This window comes from Nonomuraea sp. NPDC050783 (genome assembly GCF_040802095.1).
Classification (GTDB): domain Bacteria; phylum Actinomycetota; class Actinomycetes; order Streptosporangiales; family Streptosporangiaceae; genus Nonomuraea.
On the sequence record NZ_JBFAHK010000030.1, the window covers coordinates 41,595 to 55,860 of the forward strand.

The 14,266-nt window shown below is 67.9% G+C and carries 13 protein-coding genes, 3 pseudogenes and 1 riboswitch; of the genes and pseudogenes, 8 read left to right on the forward strand and 8 right to left on the reverse strand.

Annotated elements, in window-relative coordinates:
* Positions 1-2: 2 nt before the first annotated feature.
* Positions 3-944, forward strand: coding sequence for a D-2-hydroxyacid dehydrogenase family protein (locus AB0H75_RS44310; RefSeq protein WP_367806937.1), 942 nt, complete (start codon positions 3-5; stop codon positions 942-944).
* 893 nt (positions 945-1,837) lie between these two features.
* Positions 1,838-2,416 (forward strand): hypothetical protein, encoded by a 579-nt coding sequence (locus AB0H75_RS44315; RefSeq protein WP_367806939.1) that lies wholly within the window; start codon positions 1,838-1,840, stop codon positions 2,414-2,416.
* Positions 2,417-2,575: 159 nt separating this feature from the next.
* Here AB0H75_RS44315 and AB0H75_RS44320 read toward each other — a convergent pair whose 3' ends face one another.
* A complete protein-coding gene (locus AB0H75_RS44320) occupies positions 2,576-3,202 on the reverse strand; it encodes a hypothetical protein (protein WP_367806941.1) in 627 nt (208 codons plus the stop codon).
* Positions 3,203-3,459: 257 nt separating this feature from the next.
* Between AB0H75_RS44320 and AB0H75_RS44325 the strand changes: the two genes are divergently transcribed.
* Positions 3,460-4,302, forward strand: a complete 843-nt coding sequence (locus AB0H75_RS44325; RefSeq protein WP_367806943.1) for an alpha/beta fold hydrolase — start codon at positions 3,460-3,462, stop codon at positions 4,300-4,302.
* 71 nt (positions 4,303-4,373) lie between these two features.
* Here AB0H75_RS44325 and AB0H75_RS44330 read toward each other — a convergent pair.
* The 4 genes and pseudogenes from AB0H75_RS44330 to AB0H75_RS44345 all read right to left on the reverse strand — a co-directional run.
* Positions 4,374-4,547 (reverse strand): annotated as a pseudogene (locus tag AB0H75_RS44330) (transposase); the annotation flags it as partial.
* Positions 4,493-4,621, reverse strand: a complete 129-nt coding sequence (locus tag AB0H75_RS44335; RefSeq protein WP_367806945.1) for a hypothetical protein — start codon at positions 4,619-4,621, stop codon at positions 4,493-4,495. The gene AB0H75_RS44335 and the pseudogene AB0H75_RS44330, both read right to left, overlap by 55 nt.
* Positions 4,622-5,022: 401 nt before the next feature.
* Positions 5,023-6,030 (reverse strand): zinc-binding alcohol dehydrogenase family protein, encoded by a 1,008-nt coding sequence (locus tag AB0H75_RS44340; protein ID WP_367806947.1) that lies wholly within the window; start codon positions 6,028-6,030, stop codon positions 5,023-5,025.
* A 230-nt stretch (positions 6,031-6,260) separates the two neighbouring features.
* The gene (locus tag AB0H75_RS44345; RefSeq protein ID WP_367806949.1) at positions 6,261-6,560 is read right to left on the reverse strand and encodes a zinc-binding dehydrogenase; all 300 of its coding nucleotides are present in this window, start codon (positions 6,558-6,560) and stop codon (positions 6,261-6,263) included.
* A 176-nt stretch (positions 6,561-6,736) separates the two neighbouring features.
* Between AB0H75_RS44345 and AB0H75_RS44350 the strand changes: the two genes are divergently transcribed.
* Entirely contained in the window at positions 6,737-6,901 is a 165-nt protein-coding gene (locus AB0H75_RS44350; RefSeq protein WP_367806951.1) for a hypothetical protein, read from the forward strand.
* 12 nt (positions 6,902-6,913) lie between these two features.
* Here AB0H75_RS44350 and AB0H75_RS44355 read toward each other — a convergent pair whose 3' ends face one another.
* The gene (locus tag AB0H75_RS44355) at positions 6,914-7,390 is read right to left on the reverse strand and encodes an Lrp/AsnC family transcriptional regulator (protein ID WP_367806953.1); all 477 of its coding nucleotides are present in this window, start codon (positions 7,388-7,390) and stop codon (positions 6,914-6,916) included.
* 388 nt (positions 7,391-7,778) lie between these two features.
* On the opposite strand from AB0H75_RS44355, the gene AB0H75_RS44360 reads away from it, so the two are divergent.
* Entirely contained in the window at positions 7,779-8,906 is a 1,128-nt protein-coding gene (locus tag AB0H75_RS44360; RefSeq protein WP_367806955.1) for a hypothetical protein, read from the forward strand.
* Positions 8,907-9,076: 170 nt separating this feature from the next.
* On the opposite strand, the pseudogene AB0H75_RS44365 reads toward AB0H75_RS44360, so the two are convergent.
* Positions 9,077-9,621 (reverse strand): annotated as a pseudogene (locus tag AB0H75_RS44365) (IS1380 family transposase); the annotation flags it as partial.
* A 240-nt stretch (positions 9,622-9,861) separates the two neighbouring features.
* Here AB0H75_RS44365 and AB0H75_RS44370 point away from each other — a divergent pair.
* On the forward strand, positions 9,862-10,239 hold the full coding sequence (locus AB0H75_RS44370; RefSeq protein WP_367806957.1) for a helix-turn-helix transcriptional regulator: 378 nt from the start codon (positions 9,862-9,864) through the stop codon (positions 10,237-10,239).
* Here the strand turns inward: AB0H75_RS44370 and AB0H75_RS44375 are convergent.
* A complete protein-coding gene (locus tag AB0H75_RS44375; protein WP_367806959.1) occupies positions 10,220-10,765 on the reverse strand; it encodes a GNAT family N-acetyltransferase in 546 nt (181 codons plus the stop codon). The two genes, AB0H75_RS44370 and AB0H75_RS44375, sit on opposite strands and share 20 nt — an antisense overlap.
* Before the next feature lie 98 nt (positions 10,766-10,863).
* Here AB0H75_RS44375 and AB0H75_RS44380 point away from each other — a divergent pair.
* Positions 10,864-11,685 (forward strand): annotated as a pseudogene (locus AB0H75_RS44380) (helix-turn-helix transcriptional regulator); the annotation flags it as partial.
* Positions 11,684-11,798: riboswitch (cobalamin riboswitch) on the reverse strand. (Overlaps the previous pseudogene by 2 nt.)
* Positions 11,799-13,423: 1,625 nt before the next feature.
* Positions 13,424-14,155 (forward strand): SDR family oxidoreductase, encoded by a 732-nt coding sequence (locus AB0H75_RS44385; RefSeq protein WP_367806961.1) that lies wholly within the window; start codon positions 13,424-13,426, stop codon positions 14,153-14,155.
* Positions 14,156-14,266 lie beyond the last annotated feature (111 nt).

Here is a 14,266-nt window from a genome sequence, read left to right on the forward strand (position 1 = left end):
TCATGTTGCGCTGTGCCATCCTCGACGACTACCAGAGCGTCGGCCTCGGGCTGGCCGACTGGTCACGGGTTCGGGCCACGAGCTTCTCCACCCACTTCACCGACATCGACGAGCTCGCGGCGGCCTTGGCCGACTTCGACATCATCGTCATCATGCGGGAGCGCACGCCGTTCACGGCGGAGGTGTTCGAACGGTTGCCCCGGCTGCGCCTGCTGGTCACCACCGGCATGCGCAACGCCTCCGTCGACCTCGAAGCCGCTCGCGCGCACGGTGTCGTGGTTTGCGGCACGGCCAGCTCCTCGATCCCGCCCGCCGAGATGACTTGGGCGCTCATCCTCGGCCTCGCACGCCATCTGCTCCCCGAAGCCACGGCGATGCGTTCTGACGGGCCCTGGCAGAGCACCATCGGCATGGACCTGCACGGAAGCACGCTCGGACTGCTCGGACTGGGCAAGATCGGGTCGCAGATGGCCCGCATCGGCCAGGCGTTCGGCATGGACGTCATCGCCTGGAGCCAGCACTTGACCAAAACGCGCACCGACGAGCTGGGCGTGCGGCTGGCCACCAAGGACGAGCTGTTCACCGAGTCCGACGTCGTCTCCGTCCATCTCGTACTGAGCGCTCGGACGCGCGGGCTGGTGGGCAAGCGCGAGCTGTCGCTGATGCGGCCTGGTGCCTACCTCGTCAACACCTCACGCGCGGCCATCGTCGACCAGGCCGCTCTGGCCGCTGCGCTACGCGAAGGGCTCATCGCGGGCGCGGGGCTCGACGTGTTCGAGACCGAGCCCTTGCCCGCCGGACACGAGCTGCGCACACTGCCCAATGTTCTGGCAACCCCGCACCTCGGCTACGTCACCGCGGGGAACTACCACAGGTACTTCAGGGAGGCTGTGCAGGACATCGACGCCTTTCTGGACGGGACGCCGATCCGGGTCCTGAGCTGACACTTCTCACCCGTTCTGTCCCTGGCACGTATGGCCGCGTCCTGCGCGGTTTCGGCAGAATGCGGGCCAGCGCTTGATCGAGCTCGCCGCGGCCAGTGGCTCGTCGGGCCGCGGCCGTCAGGTCCTGTCTTCAGATGATCAGCGCCTACGGCTCGGACGCCGTGCCGGGCCCCGAGTTCCCGTTCTGCAGTCTGATGTCCCGAGGCGGTGGAGAGCGGTCGATCGACCGGCGAGGTGGAAAGGTGCTGCTCATTACCCGATCTTCAATCGTCAGGGCGCCGCGTGGGCCGTCAAGCCGCGGGGCGAGGTGGCCGCCGCGAACCTCGCCGTCTACCTCAGCCCTGGAGGACGTCACCCTCCGTCCAGCAGGGCAGACGTGTTCGACGTGGCTTTGACCACTCCTGCTCCTGCTCGATCGTGCCCGGCGCCATGATCCGCTTACAGGTCTCCACCCTGCCCGATGTGGACCTGTTGTGGCGTGCCTACATCCGGCGCTTCGCCATCGAACACACCTTCCGCCGGTGCGGGCAGACCCCGAACCGGACCCTGCCCCGGCCCCGCACTCCGGGTCACGTGCAGCACGACACACCTGCCAGCGGACCGAAACCCCGCAACCCCACACCAGGCATGGGAGAACCGAAGCTATGGCGACGGACTTTGGCGGATTTCGTACTGACGGGCGGCGAGGACGACTGTCACACTCCGAAGTGATTTGTTGCAGCTGTGACGGGGGGAGCATGGTGTCACACCGGATGGATCCGGGGATGAGCCCAGAAGTACGCACGCGGGGGGACGAGCCGGGCGGCGCAGGTGGCCGCCGTCCGAGCGGTGCCGCGTCGTTGATCGGTGACCTTCGCCTCCGGTTCGCCGCCAATTGGACGAAGGCGGCCGTCATGGCACTGGCGATCGCTGCGAGCCTGCAAGTCGTGCCGGCCGCCTCGGCTGAGGCGGCGGTGTCGGATGCGTCGGCGTCCCAGAAGCTCTCCTTCCGCGGTATGACCCTCACGATCCCCGCTGCGTGGAAGGTGACCTACGAGCGCGGCTACCACCGGCAGTGGGTGAGTGTGGACACCGCGGCGTGCCATCGTCGGCAGATCACGTGCCCGGGGTTCGACCTCGTCGGGCCGAAGATCATCAAGGGTGGCGACGACATCCACATCGAGAGCTACCGCAGGGATCGCGCTTGGGAGCCGGGCACCTCCGTGTCCTCCTGCAGGTTCGGGAGGGACATGAACACAGGGGAGAGGTTCCTCCGGGCGAAGCCCGTCACCCAGGGCCTCAGGAAGGTGGGGCGCGGGCACAGGGCCGAGTACCGCGAGTGGGCGGGCGAGTGCTACAGCATGGCCACCGGCAAGCGCACCAGGCGGTTCACCCAGCGCCTGTGGTACCTGCCCAAGACGCAGATCCTCATCGCCGACGGCTGGAACAATCCGAGCCTGGCGAGGATCCTCGAACGCGCGACCTGGAGGTGAAGCCCACCACCGGCGGCATCGAAGATGAGACCATCCGCATCGCTGATCGCTGGCGGGCCACCGGCCGTGGGCAGTCACCGTAAGACCTGTACAGGCTGGAAACGGTCAGCCGATGAGGTGATGGGGGAGGGGGCGATTCTCGCCGCTGCGCCGCGGCCGTCAGCGGGTCTTGGAGATCGCCCACCCGTACTGATACCTCGCCGGCAGGAACCGTCCGAATACCGAGCCGGCGAAGTGCCCGCCTGCGACGACAGTGTGCTCGTCCTGATGATCCTGCGACACCGTGAGGCGGGTCTTGGTGCCCTCGTCCGCGTTGACGTCGAACAGGAAGTTCCCGTGTGTCTCGCTCACCTGCGCTTGCGCGGGCATGACGTCGCCGAGAACGAGCAGCCGATCATCACTTGCCTCGTCTGTGACGAGCAGGCTGGTGTGGTCCGGGGTGTGGCCGGGCGTAGGGACGGCCGGCAGGCCGGGCACGACGGGCTCGCCCGGCTCCAGGAACTCGATGACGGCGCTGACGGGATCCCGCACCGCTGCCGGGTCAGGGCCGATGATTTCTGCGGTTCCGTTCCAGCAGTCCCCTTCGGCACGATCGACGATGTGCCGAGCGTTGGCGAAGGTGAGCCCCTTGACCGGTACGTCACGGTCCGCGTCGCCAGGCGTCAGGCCCTCGGCGCGCAGGCCGTCGAGCAGCTTCCCGCCGGCGAACGATCCCAGCCCCGGTACCTCGAAGCCGACCGCTCCAAGACCGAGATCGACCAGGACTCGGTTCTGGTCGGTGCACACCAGAAACGATCCGACGCTGGTCGACAGGCGGCCGTCAGCGTCGGGACAGGGAGCGTAGGCGGCCCGTCCATTTAGCTGGGAGGCTCAGCGGGCTCACCGGCTGCCCGACGGGCATCTCGCCGACGACTCCGCGTTCGGCCGGCGAGGGCAGGAAAGGCGAGAATGCCGGCCGCCCGCGGCCGAGCCGACTCGATGGCAAAGGCGCAGTGACGCATTTTCGTGGACAGACCCGCGCTCACCAAGAAAGCGAGGAACAGATGCGAGAGATAGAAATCGGCGACGGACGGTCACTGGCGGTGGAGGAATGGGGAGTGCCCGACGGCAGGCCGGTTCTGTACGCCCACGGCAGCCCCATGAGCCGCCTGGCGCGGTACCCCTACAGCCACGTGTTCGATGAGCTCAAGGTGCGGCTCATCACCTACGACCGGCCCGGATTCGGATGTTCGACACCACACCGTGGACGCCGGGTTGTCGATGGAGCGGCCGATATCGCGGCGATCGCGGATGCGCTGGACCTGGATCGATTCCCCGTGTTCGGTGTTTCCGGCGGTGGCCCGCACGCGCTGGCCTTCGCCGCACGCCATCCCCACCGGGTCACCCGCGTGGCCGCCCTGGCCAGTCCCGCGCCCTGCGATGCTGCTGGGCTCGACTGGGCCGACGGAATGATGAAGGACAACCAGGACAGCGCATCGGCGGCACGGCAGGGGAGGGACGCGCTCCAAGCACACCTCGCCGCGAGCGAACCCGTGAATGTCGTGGAACTGCTCCCGCCCGCCGAGCAGGAGGTCCTGGCCCGGCCGGAGATTCAGCAGATGTTGTCCACCGCCTTCGCCGAGGCGGTGAGACCTGGCCTGGACGGCTGGGTCGATGATGAGCTCGCTCTTTTCGGACTCCCGTGGGGATTCGACCCGGCGGCCATAAGCACACCGACGTTGCTGTGGCATGGCGATCTCGACACCGTCATCCCCGTCAGCCATGCGCTCTGGCTTGTCGAGCGCATCCCTACGGCAAGGTTGATCCGCGGGTCGGCCGCGGGCCATGCGGGCCATTTCGCGGCAACTCCCGAGATGCTTCGCTGGCTTGTCGGTGATGTCGAATGATGCCGGGTATCCATACCGAGGTCGCTGAGGTCGAGGATCTGCCCGCAGGCGGCTTTGACCCCGGACTGGCCGCCGACGCTGATCCTGGCCGGCGCGTTTCTGGCGCGATGCACGAGACACCTGTGGCATAGCGAGCTCGGGAAGACCTGCTCGGCGGTGCTGATCAGGCCGGGCGCGCGGTCGGAGACGATCAGCGGTGGCGGGCGCAGGCCGCGGGCGGACTCACCAAGGCGATCGCCGAGCAGTTCGGCCGGCAGGGCGTGCGCGCCGTCAGGCCGACCAGATGAGGGAACAGGACGGCGATCAGCTCCTTGATCAACGCGCTGCGGGTGCTCGTGATCAGAGGGACGGCTACCGGCCGGAACGCCCGAACCGTGATCTGTCCGACGGGGCCCATCATGGAATGTGTGCCTGATCCCGAACTCCGGCCGTCGTTGACACGGCGGGTTCGGCGAGCGGTCTGGGGAAACGGACCGGGAGTAATCGCGGCACCGCACCCCAGGCTGACTCGACCACCGTCGGGGAACGCCGCCGACGGGCAGTCGTCGTGTCCTGGGTGGCACGAGGTCCACAACGTGGAAGCCCGAGGCCGGATCCGTTCCAGCCGGCTGCCCGTGATGTCGGCCCGGCCAGTGGTAGACGCGACACGTTCCTCGAGTCTCGCGGAGGTGGTGACTCGGACGCTTCACCCCTGGCCCGGGGCCCGGCGTCCGGCTCTCGTCACCCCGCCACCCGGACGACGAACTTGCCGGTCGTTGTCCCCTCTGCGAGCTGTTGATGGATGGCCGAGACCTCTCCCAGCGAGCTGACCTCGCTCACCGGCATGTCCAGACGCCCTGCGGCGAGGAGGTCGAGCACGTGGCGGAGCGCGGCGGCCACACGGTGCGGCGCGGTGACCGACAGACTGCTGATGCTGAAGCCGATGATCCCGAGGTTGCCGCGCAGCAGCCGTGACGGCGGCGGGAGGGGAGCCGGCGCGTCTCCCCCCGCGTTTCCGAAGAGAACTATGCGTCCACCTGGCGCGGTAACCTCAAGATCCACATCCAGCATGGTGGTCCCGAGCGCGTCCAGGACGATGTCGACGGGGCCGTCGGCCGCAGTGCGTATCGCCTTGATGAGTTCCTTGTCGTCAGTCCCTGTGCTCGTCGTCCTGGGCAGGGCCGCTTGGTAACCGGCCGACAGGGCCAGGGCGGTCTTGCCCGGGTGCCCGACCGTACCGATCAGTCGTCCGCCTCCCAGGGCCGGCACCAGCTGGGCGATGGCCATGCCGACGCCGCCGCTTGCCGAGTGTACGAGGACGGCGTCGCCGGGTATGAACCGTGCCGCGTCGGTGAGCAGGAGCAGCGCGCTGCTGAGGAGCAGCGGAGCCGCCGCGGCCACCGGAGAGGGAACCTCGCTGGGGACGGGGACCGTCAGCTCGGCCGATGCGAGGGCGATTTCGGCGAGACCGCCTCCGGCGGTAAGCGCTGCCACTCTTTGCTCTGGAGTCAGCCCCTCCACTCCGGTGCCCACCACGCGGACCGTGCCCGTCACTTCCTTGCCCGGGACGTAGGGCCAGGCCGGGGTATATCCGAGGTCGCCTCTGCGGACCATGACATCGACGAAGTTGATCCCGGCATGATCCACGTCGATGGTTACTTGGCCCGGACCGGGACGGGGGTCGGGGATGTCCCGGACCTCCGTACGGTCGGGGCCTCGGGACGGTCCGGTCATGATGAGCGCGCGCATGCCGCCTCCTCTTTCGACATTCGTCGTACGACGAAAGTCGTATCACAGATGTACGATGATTGTCGAAAGAGAGGCGGGGACGTCCCGGACTTGCAGTCGCCGACCTGCTCCACCTGTTGTACGCGCGCCGGCCGACCCGGAGCGAGCCCGCGGCGCCTTCCTGCGGAGGTGGCGCCGTCAACGCTCACCCGCCACGAACGAGTCCCCCGGTTCGTAACGGGGATCGAGGATCAGCAGATCCACTTCCTGCACGTGCGCTCGCGCCGGCTCTGGTGTTCGACCGTAAGGACGATCTTGCCGAACGGGGTGTTGGACTCCAGGTGGCGGTGGGCGTCGACCACCTCGTTCAGGGGGAACGTGCAGTCGATCACCGGTGAGAGTGATCCTGTGCGCAGCCCCGCGGTGATGAAGTGCTTGGCCCGGCGCAGCCGGTCCTCACTGTCCAGGGTGAGCTCGGTGAAGGCGCAGGTCGCACAGCACCGCGCCGGGCAACGCGACGAAGAGGCGATCACCACCTGGGTCAAGGACACCTGACCACCCGCGGAACCGGCTGATCTACCGCCTGAGGCTCTACCGGCGGCGCAAGAACGAACGCGAGGGGTTCACCGAGACCGATGACGCGCGCCTGCTGGATGCCGCTCGTCAGCGGCTCGGCGGGCCGATCGTGCTCATCCGGGACAACGTCGACACTCACGTGGACGCTCTGATGCGCAGCCTGATCGACACGCGCTCATGGCTGACGGCGTTGTTCACCCTCGGCGACCTGGCCGCGGCCATCCGCAGCCGGCTCAAGCAGTTGCAGTACCGCCCCGGCCTCCTGGACGCCTTCCTGGCACACACGGGCTTGATCGCGAACCCCGGATCGACATGACACCCCGAACTCTCATCCTGCGTACTTGTCCTCCGACGGTGCCATGACGGGACGAGCACGGTATTCGTAGACCAGGTGAGTCGTAATCGACTGCACCCATTTCGTCGAGGTGACCTTGCGCCATGCGAAGGTGCGCAGGTGTTCGGCCGACGCCACGGCGACACGCAACATCACATCGATCTCTCCGGATACCACGGTCGCGTCCAGCACGCATGGATCGTCCATCACCGTGCGGAGAAATCTCTCGACCACGTCCTCCGTCTGCGGGCGAAGCCTGACGGCGATCATGGCTTGCATCGGTCGCCCCAGTGCTACCGGATCGATCTCTGCAGTGAACCTTTTGATCACCCGACTGTGGACAAGGCGCCGGACACGCTCGTGTGTCGTCGACTCGGCGATGCCGAGCCGTTTGGCCAACTCGCGGTTCGTCAGCCGAGAGTTCTCCTGCAAAGCCGTCACAATCTCTAGATCAATCCGAGACAGCTCCATCGAACTCCTCTGTAGTTCATGGCGCATGCATCCGGATCGTGACACCGGCGTTCGCCTCCCCGAGCAACACAAATGATCCCGAGAAAGCCTGGCCGGCGCGTTCGAGGGTCACTTTCCTCCGGGGATCCATCCCGGCGAGTGGCGCCGGCGCGAAGGATCCCAAGCGCCGGCGCAATGAAAGGAGGCGTCGCCGGCGGATGAGCGCGCGGGCGCGGCAATGGCCGCTTGCCTGGCCAGCGTTACAGCTAAGATGCGCGAACCTCGATGACTGGCTGTATTCAGATGCTTTTTGGCGGTAAATCGTCTATCGAGGGCCGCTGAACGCGATCATCGCTGCTGTACGCTTACCCGCGAAAAGTTTGGCCTGTAATGGTGGCAGAAGGAAGAGATGACAGTTATCGCGAAGTCCAGTGGCGCGTTGATGCTCGCAGCAGTAGTGGCGACCGCTTCGAGTCCGGCCTGGGCCGCACCATTTGAGGCCGGGGTCACCTCGCGCACGGCCACGCAGAGCAGGCAGTCGGCCCAGGCCGGCAAGCTGATGCCCGGTCAGACCCTCAAGGCAGGGCAATCGGTCCGCTCCCGCAATGGCCAGTACCTCCTGGCTCAGCAGACAGATGGCAATCTGGTTCTCTATCAGGGGCACAAGGCGCTCTGGAGCAACGAGTCCGCAGTCGGCCCTGGCGTCACCACGGTGATGCAGAAGGACGGCAATCTCGTGTCATACAGAGGCGGCAAGGGAATCTGGGACACCGACACCAGTGACAGCCCGGGCGCCTGGCTGGCGGTGCAGGACGATGGCAACCTCGTCATCTACAGCACTGAAGGAGCTCCGCTGTGGAGCCGGTTCGCCTCGATCGGCCGCCTCCAGTCCGGCAAGTCGCTCAAGGCCGGGCAGATGGTGCGCTCGCGCAACGGTAAGCACGTCCTGGTTCAGCAGGGGGACGGCAACCTGGTCCTGTACAGCAACGATGAGCCGATGTGGAGCAGTGACACCGCTTCGTCGCCGGGGGCGATCACGGTGATGCAGAAGGACGGCAACCTGGTCGTTCAGAAGGATCATGAGGCCCTGTGGGGGAGCGCGACGGCGGACAGCCCCGGGGCGTGGCTCGCGGTTCAGGACGACGGCAATCTCGTCATCTACAGCACCGAGAAGGTGGCGCTGTGGAGCCGGTCCTTCTCTGTCGGCCGCCTGCAGTCCGGTAGGTCGCTCACGGCCGGGCAGATGGTCACCTCGCGCAACCGCGAGTACAAGCTTGTCCAGCAGGGAGACGGCAACCTGGTTTTGCTGCATGGGCAAAAGCCGCTGTGGAGCAGCAGGACCGCTTCGTCACCCGGGGCGATCACGGTGATGCAGAAGGACGGCAATCTCGTCGTCCAGAAGGACCATCAGGTGCTGTGGAACACGAAGACGGCGGGTTCCCCCGGCGCCTGGCTGGGCGTCCAGGACGACGGCAATGTGGTGGTTGTCAGTGCGGACAAAAAGGCACTGTGGTCCACCGGCACCGCTGGCCAGTAATTGCTTCTGCTGTGGTACGGCCGGTCAATGCCACAGCTCAAGCCCTGGCCTCGATCTTTCACGATCTCTGTGTGGTCAGCATGAAAGGCCCGGTTGACGCGCCGGGTGGGCGGGGCTCCACGGGCCCGAGGGGTGTCCTTCCTGGTTCGTGGGGGGCGTTTTGGTGCTGGTCAGGTGGGTGCCGGCAGGGCTTGAAGCCGGGCCAGCGCGGTCAGGAGCGTGCCGGCCCAGGGCCATCGCGTGGCGATGCGCAGGCGCAGGCGTCGGCCTCCGCGCACCAGCCGTCCGGCGACGGCGAACAGGCGCAGCCGCCGGCGTTTGGGTTCGTAGCGGCGGGCATCGGTGTCGTGCAGGGGCAGATTGGCCAGGCCGATGTCTTTGGCGCAGCGGATGCGGTCCTCGCAGCGGACCCGGCGGCGGTGGCGTAGCTCCAGGTCGGCGAGCTGGCCGCGCTTGGTGTTGGTGACGAAGGCGGTGAAGCGGTGCCCGTCGAGGTCGGTGAAGCGCAGTTGGGCGCAGGGGTGCGGGCGTTCTTCGCGGGCGATGACGCGCATGCCTTTGGGCCGGCCGGTCAGGTCCAGCAGGCCGGTCAGCTCTGCCACCCAGGCGCCGGGCCGGGCCAGGTCAGCCAGTCCAGGAACTCATGGGTGCCGCCGCCGGAGTCGGTGCGGATCAGCACCTGGCGGCGGCGCTGGCGGGGTAGCTGGGCCAGGGCGAGCCGGGCGGCGTCGATGTCGAGCGGGATCAGCTGTCCGGCGGCGCCGGAACCCGGGTTCCGGCCAGTTGCCAGGCTCGCCGGCGTGCGTCGGCGCGGGCGGCCCCCCGGCCGAGGGCTCGTGGACCTATCGGGCTCTCTATCCCGGTCTCGACCTCATGCGCGAGATCATGACATCGGCCGGCGAAGTCACCTTCGCCGAGCCGCTTGGCACGGGAGGCGTGCCTGGCTGAGGCGCTCGTGCTGCTGGTCGGCAGGCATGCCCTTTCCGCACGGCCACCTCGGCGGCCGGGCCGTGAACGCGAGGCCGTCCGGCTCGGCCGGGAGTATCTGGAGGAGCACGCGCAGGAGAACGTGACCTTGCGCGCCCTGGCAGGACACGCGCGTCCGAACGTCTTCCACCTGTGCCGGGTCTTCCACGGGAGTGTCGGACTGACCCCGCAGGCCTACCAGAGACAGGTCCGGGTACGGCGCGCCAAGTCCATGCTGCGGCAGGGAGTGCCGATCGCCCGAGGCGCGACCCTGGCGGGCTTCTCCGATCAAGCGCATCTCACCCGACAGTTCAAGCGTGTGGTCGGCCTGACACCTGGCCGCTACGTCAGCAACGCCCGGAGCTGAGTGCTGCCCATTCTGCCCGGGTCAGCGCGTACCTGCGGGCGGGCCGGCCGTACCGGTCGGACACCTCGTCGCGGAAGCTCATGCCGAGCTTGGCCATGATCCGCTCCGACGCCGCGTTGGCGCTGTGGAAACAGGCGACCAACGACGACGCGCCCAGCGGCGTGAACGCCTCGTCCCTGACCGCCGCCGCGGCCTCCGTCGCGATGCCGCGACCCCACGCGGAGGGAGCCACCCACCAGCCGATCTCCAGCACCGGCGGGGCGAGCTCAGAAGCCTGCGCGTCGCCGAGGGAGACCGGGCCGAGGAAGGCCCCGCCGTCTCTGTCGATGACGGCCCGCATCCCGAATCCGCGATCCGCCCACTGTTCGAGGGCGGACTCATGCCGGCGGAGGGCGTAGTCCCGGCTCCACAGACCACTGCCGATGAACCTCATCACCCGCTCGTCACCTGACAGCCGGACGAGGTCCTCCTGGAACCGCTGCTCCCAAGGGACCAGCGCCAGACGGGGCGTAAGCAGCTCTCGCATGGAGCCCCAGCCTATCGATGCGCCGGACCCACCCACCTGGCCTGGACCGCTTACGTCGGTAATCTAAGCTGGTGGAACGTGGTGAGGTGCTTTCTCCCGTGGTACGCGGCTTCGGCCGTGAGGAATCCGACCGTGGAAGGCTTCGTCGCGAGGAGCTGAAGAGCTTTCTGCGCAGCCGCCGGGCCAGGTTGAGCCCGCGTGACGTCGGGATGCCGGAGGCGGGGCGCAGGCGTACCCCAGGGCTGCGACGCGAGGAGGTCGCGGTGCTGGCCGGGGTAGGAGTGTCCTGGTACACCTGGCTTGAGCAGGGTCGCGACATCACCGTATCCGCCCAGGTGCTCGACGCGGTCGCTCGCGCCCTGCGACTTGACGAGGCGGAGCGCAGACACCTGTACCTGCTGGCCGGCTTAAATCCTCCAGCAGCCCCGGACCGGGGCGATCCGCTGCCGGAGCAGCTGCTGCGGGTGCTCGACTCGTGGCTCCCGCGGCCGGCGTACGTGCTGGACCGGCACTGGGGCCTGGCCGCGACGAACTCCATGGCGCGCGAGGTGTTCGGGTTCGGCGAGTACGACCACAACTGTCTGGTGTCGTTCTTCACCAACGCCCGGTACCAAGCGTCCTTCGCCGATTGGAAGGCGGTGGCACCGGCCCTGGTGGCGCAGTTCCGCGCAGACGCGGCACGGCATCCCGGGGATGAGGAGTTCGCGCGGATCGCGGGCGATCTGGCGACGGTGAGCGCGGAATTCACTGGGCTGTGGGAGCGGCACGACGTGGTCGAGAACACGCAAGGGCTCAAGTCGGTCATCCATCCCGAGGTGGGCGAGCTGCGCTTCGAGTACACCAGCCTCTCCGTCCCCGGCTGGCCGGGCCACCGGGTCCTGCTGCACAACCCCCAGCCGGATACCGGCACCGAGCAGCGCCTGGAATCATTGGCGCGGCGGCTCCCCGGTTACCGCGGCGGGCCCGTGCCGGAATCGCACCGGCTTCCCGATTCTCCTCGCCACAGCGAGGCACCCCGCAACGTTCGCCGGGCAGCACGCTAGCCGATGAACCTCTCCAGCGGTACTCCACGATCTTGTTGACGGCCACGCCCCTTCGGCCGGTGCCTTCGCCGGAGCGATCGCCGAACAGGGGAAGTCGTTCGCTTCGCATGGCTCACCTGCTTTTGCGACAGGCGCTTGATGTGGCCCTGGTGCGGCGTGGTGAGCAGGGGCTTCGGCGCCTGGGTAACTCGTGCCGGCCCGCGCCGGCCCGTGCAGGACGCCCCGGCTGAGGGTGGCGGCGGTCAGGGCGTGGGTGCTGCCCGGCAGCGAGCCGGAGGCTGAACCGGGCGATCGGCTCGGTGGTCGTGCGGGCGGCCTTCGTCCAGGACGACGACACCGCGATCGTGGTGACGGACGGAAGAGGATCCTGACTCGCTTCCGCACCACCGACGTGCTGTCGTGGCCACCCCTGCTCGGCGCCGGAACGCCTCGGGGGAGTCCTTCGCGCCGGCAGCGCAGCGCCGCGGGGTCTTGACCATGTACGCCACGAAAGGCTGTCAGGCGGGCGGATCGGCGCGCACGAGGGACCCGGGTCACTCGTGGTCGCGCATCCAGAGCTCCACCAGCTCATTAGTGGCTTCGGCCAGGGAGGAGACGCTTTTCTCACGGCGGTCGATCCATCCGGATGCCGACCGGGCGCAGGCCCGGCAGGAGCGTGCTGTACAGGGGCTGCGGGGGCTGCTCCTCGCACGCGCCCGGACGCCACCAGCAGAGCCGCGGGCTGATCGGCTTCTCGGCCGGACTCGAGGAGCCGCCGCGACAACTCCCGCAGGGCTTCCATCGCCGCGAACAGGTGCACGTCACCGATCTCGTGCACCAGCATGTACTCGGGCAGCGGGAACGGCATCAGCGCCCCGCGCGGCACCCGCCCCGTATGCCGGCGCAGCACGCGCACGTGCACGCCGACGTACCGATGAGCGCCGCCGAAGACCCACTCCTCCAGCAGTTCGCCGAGGCGGGACCGATCGAGCGGCGCGATCGAGCCGGGATAGTCGATGACTACGGTCTCCACCAGCCCCAGGGGCCAGTCGCCTGGCCACCGGCGCGTGCCCGTAACTGAGAGCTTGCTCGCGCCAGGAGCCGATGCCGGCGCTCGCGCCGGAGCCGCCGGCGACGCCTACCTCGTCTGGAGACGGGACACCTCAACATCCGGTACTCAAGGTGTCCACGCCAACGGCATCGGTGTCCACACACCGGGGCAGGGCCCGGCTGAGCGTGCTCCGCTTCGGCGCCTCCAGCTCCTGCCGCTCGCCGCTGGTCGGCACCGCCGTCTCGGCGGGACGCGGTTTCTTCTTCCCCATGCTCTCCATCAAGGACATCCTTCCGGGGACGAGCCCCCTGATCCCGGACGTCCGCCAAACCGGATCAAGCTCACCACGCTGTCATCACGGCATGTCTCAACCAGATTGCGGCAGGACGGAACTGATTCCGCCCGCGCGAGGCTGGTTGGCCGATAGGAAGCACAGATTGGCGGTATTAATTCTTTTTCTCCTCGTACGGCGATGGCAGGATCCCCGAGCGGGGTGGGAACTACGCGACCGAGTGACGGGAGTGGCGTCGCGCCGACCATCACGAATCCGATGAATCACACGCGCAGGCCGGATGCAGGTTAGTAATGGGTGTGCTCACAGGCAAGGGTGCCCTGGTGACGGGCGGGTCCAGAGGAATAGGCCGAGCCATCGTCGAGCGGCTGGCGGCCGAGGGCGCCGCCGTGGTCTTCAGTTACCGCAATGACGAGGAGGCGGCTGAACGCGTCACCCGACGAAGCGGTGCCCAAGCCGTACGCGCCGATGCGGGCTCCAAAGAGGATCTGCAGCGTTTGTTCGAGGAGGCCCGGGCCCGGTTGCCGGGGCTCGACGTCCTGGTCAACAACGCCGGCGAGATCGGTGGTAAGACAACCATCGCTGAGATGACCGACGATGAGTACGAACGCGTTTTCGCCGTGAATGCTCGTGCGGCCTTGCTGGCCCTGCGATGGGCGAGCAGGGTGATGCGGGACGACGGCCGCATCATCAACATCTCCACCGTCAACACCTTGTTACCCGCCCCCGGATTAGCCCTTTACCAGGGGAGCAAAGCCGCCGTTGAGCAGTTCACGAAAGTCGCGGCCCGGGAACTGGGTGGCCGCAGGATCACCGTCAACACCGTCTCGCCCGGCATCACGGACACCGACCTGCTGCGTTCCACCAATTCGCCGGAGTCCCTGCAGGAAGCGGCTCCGTTGACCGCACTGGCACGACTGGGCCGGCCCAGCGACATCGCCGCGGTGGTGGCCTTCCTGGCCGGCCCCGATGGCCGCTGGATGACTGGCCAGAACCTGCTCGCGACCGGCGGGCTGCTGGTGTAGAACAGCGCGGGCACCCTTGTCGCAGGCTCCTCGCCGGCCTCCCCGGCCGGTGGGTCAGGCCCTGACGAACCCCGATGCCACCCACTCCCGTGGTCGATGCGATCGGTACAA

Bases quoted from the DNA above. Each gene is read 5' to 3' on its own strand.
- AB0H75_RS44310 (WP_367806937.1), top strand. From the start codon at position 3: ATGTTGCGCTGTGCCATCCTCGACGACTACCAGAGCGTCGGCCTCGGG.
- AB0H75_RS44315 (WP_367806939.1), top strand. From the start codon at position 1,838: ATGGCACTGGCGATCGCTGCGAGCCTGCAAGTCGTGCCGGCCGCCTCG.
- AB0H75_RS44325 (WP_367806943.1), top strand. From the start codon at position 3,460: ATGCGAGAGATAGAAATCGGCGACGGACGGTCACTGGCGGTGGAGGAA.
- AB0H75_RS44340 (WP_367806947.1), bottom strand. From the start codon at position 6,030: ATGCGCGCGCTCATCATGACCGGACCGTCCCGAGGCCCCGACCGTACG.
- AB0H75_RS44350 (WP_367806951.1), top strand. From the start codon at position 6,737: ATGCGCAGCCTGATCGACACGCGCTCATGGCTGACGGCGTTGTTCACC.
- AB0H75_RS44355 (WP_367806953.1), bottom strand. From the start codon at position 7,390: ATGGAGCTGTCTCGGATTGATCTAGAGATTGTGACGGCTTTGCAGGAG.
- AB0H75_RS44360 (WP_367806955.1), top strand. From the start codon at position 7,779: ATGACAGTTATCGCGAAGTCCAGTGGCGCGTTGATGCTCGCAGCAGTA.
- AB0H75_RS44375 (WP_367806959.1), bottom strand. From the start codon at position 10,765: ATGCGAGAGCTGCTTACGCCCCGTCTGGCGCTGGTCCCTTGGGAGCAG.
- AB0H75_RS44385 (WP_367806961.1), top strand. From the start codon at position 13,424: ATGGGTGTGCTCACAGGCAAGGGTGCCCTGGTGACGGGCGGGTCCAGA.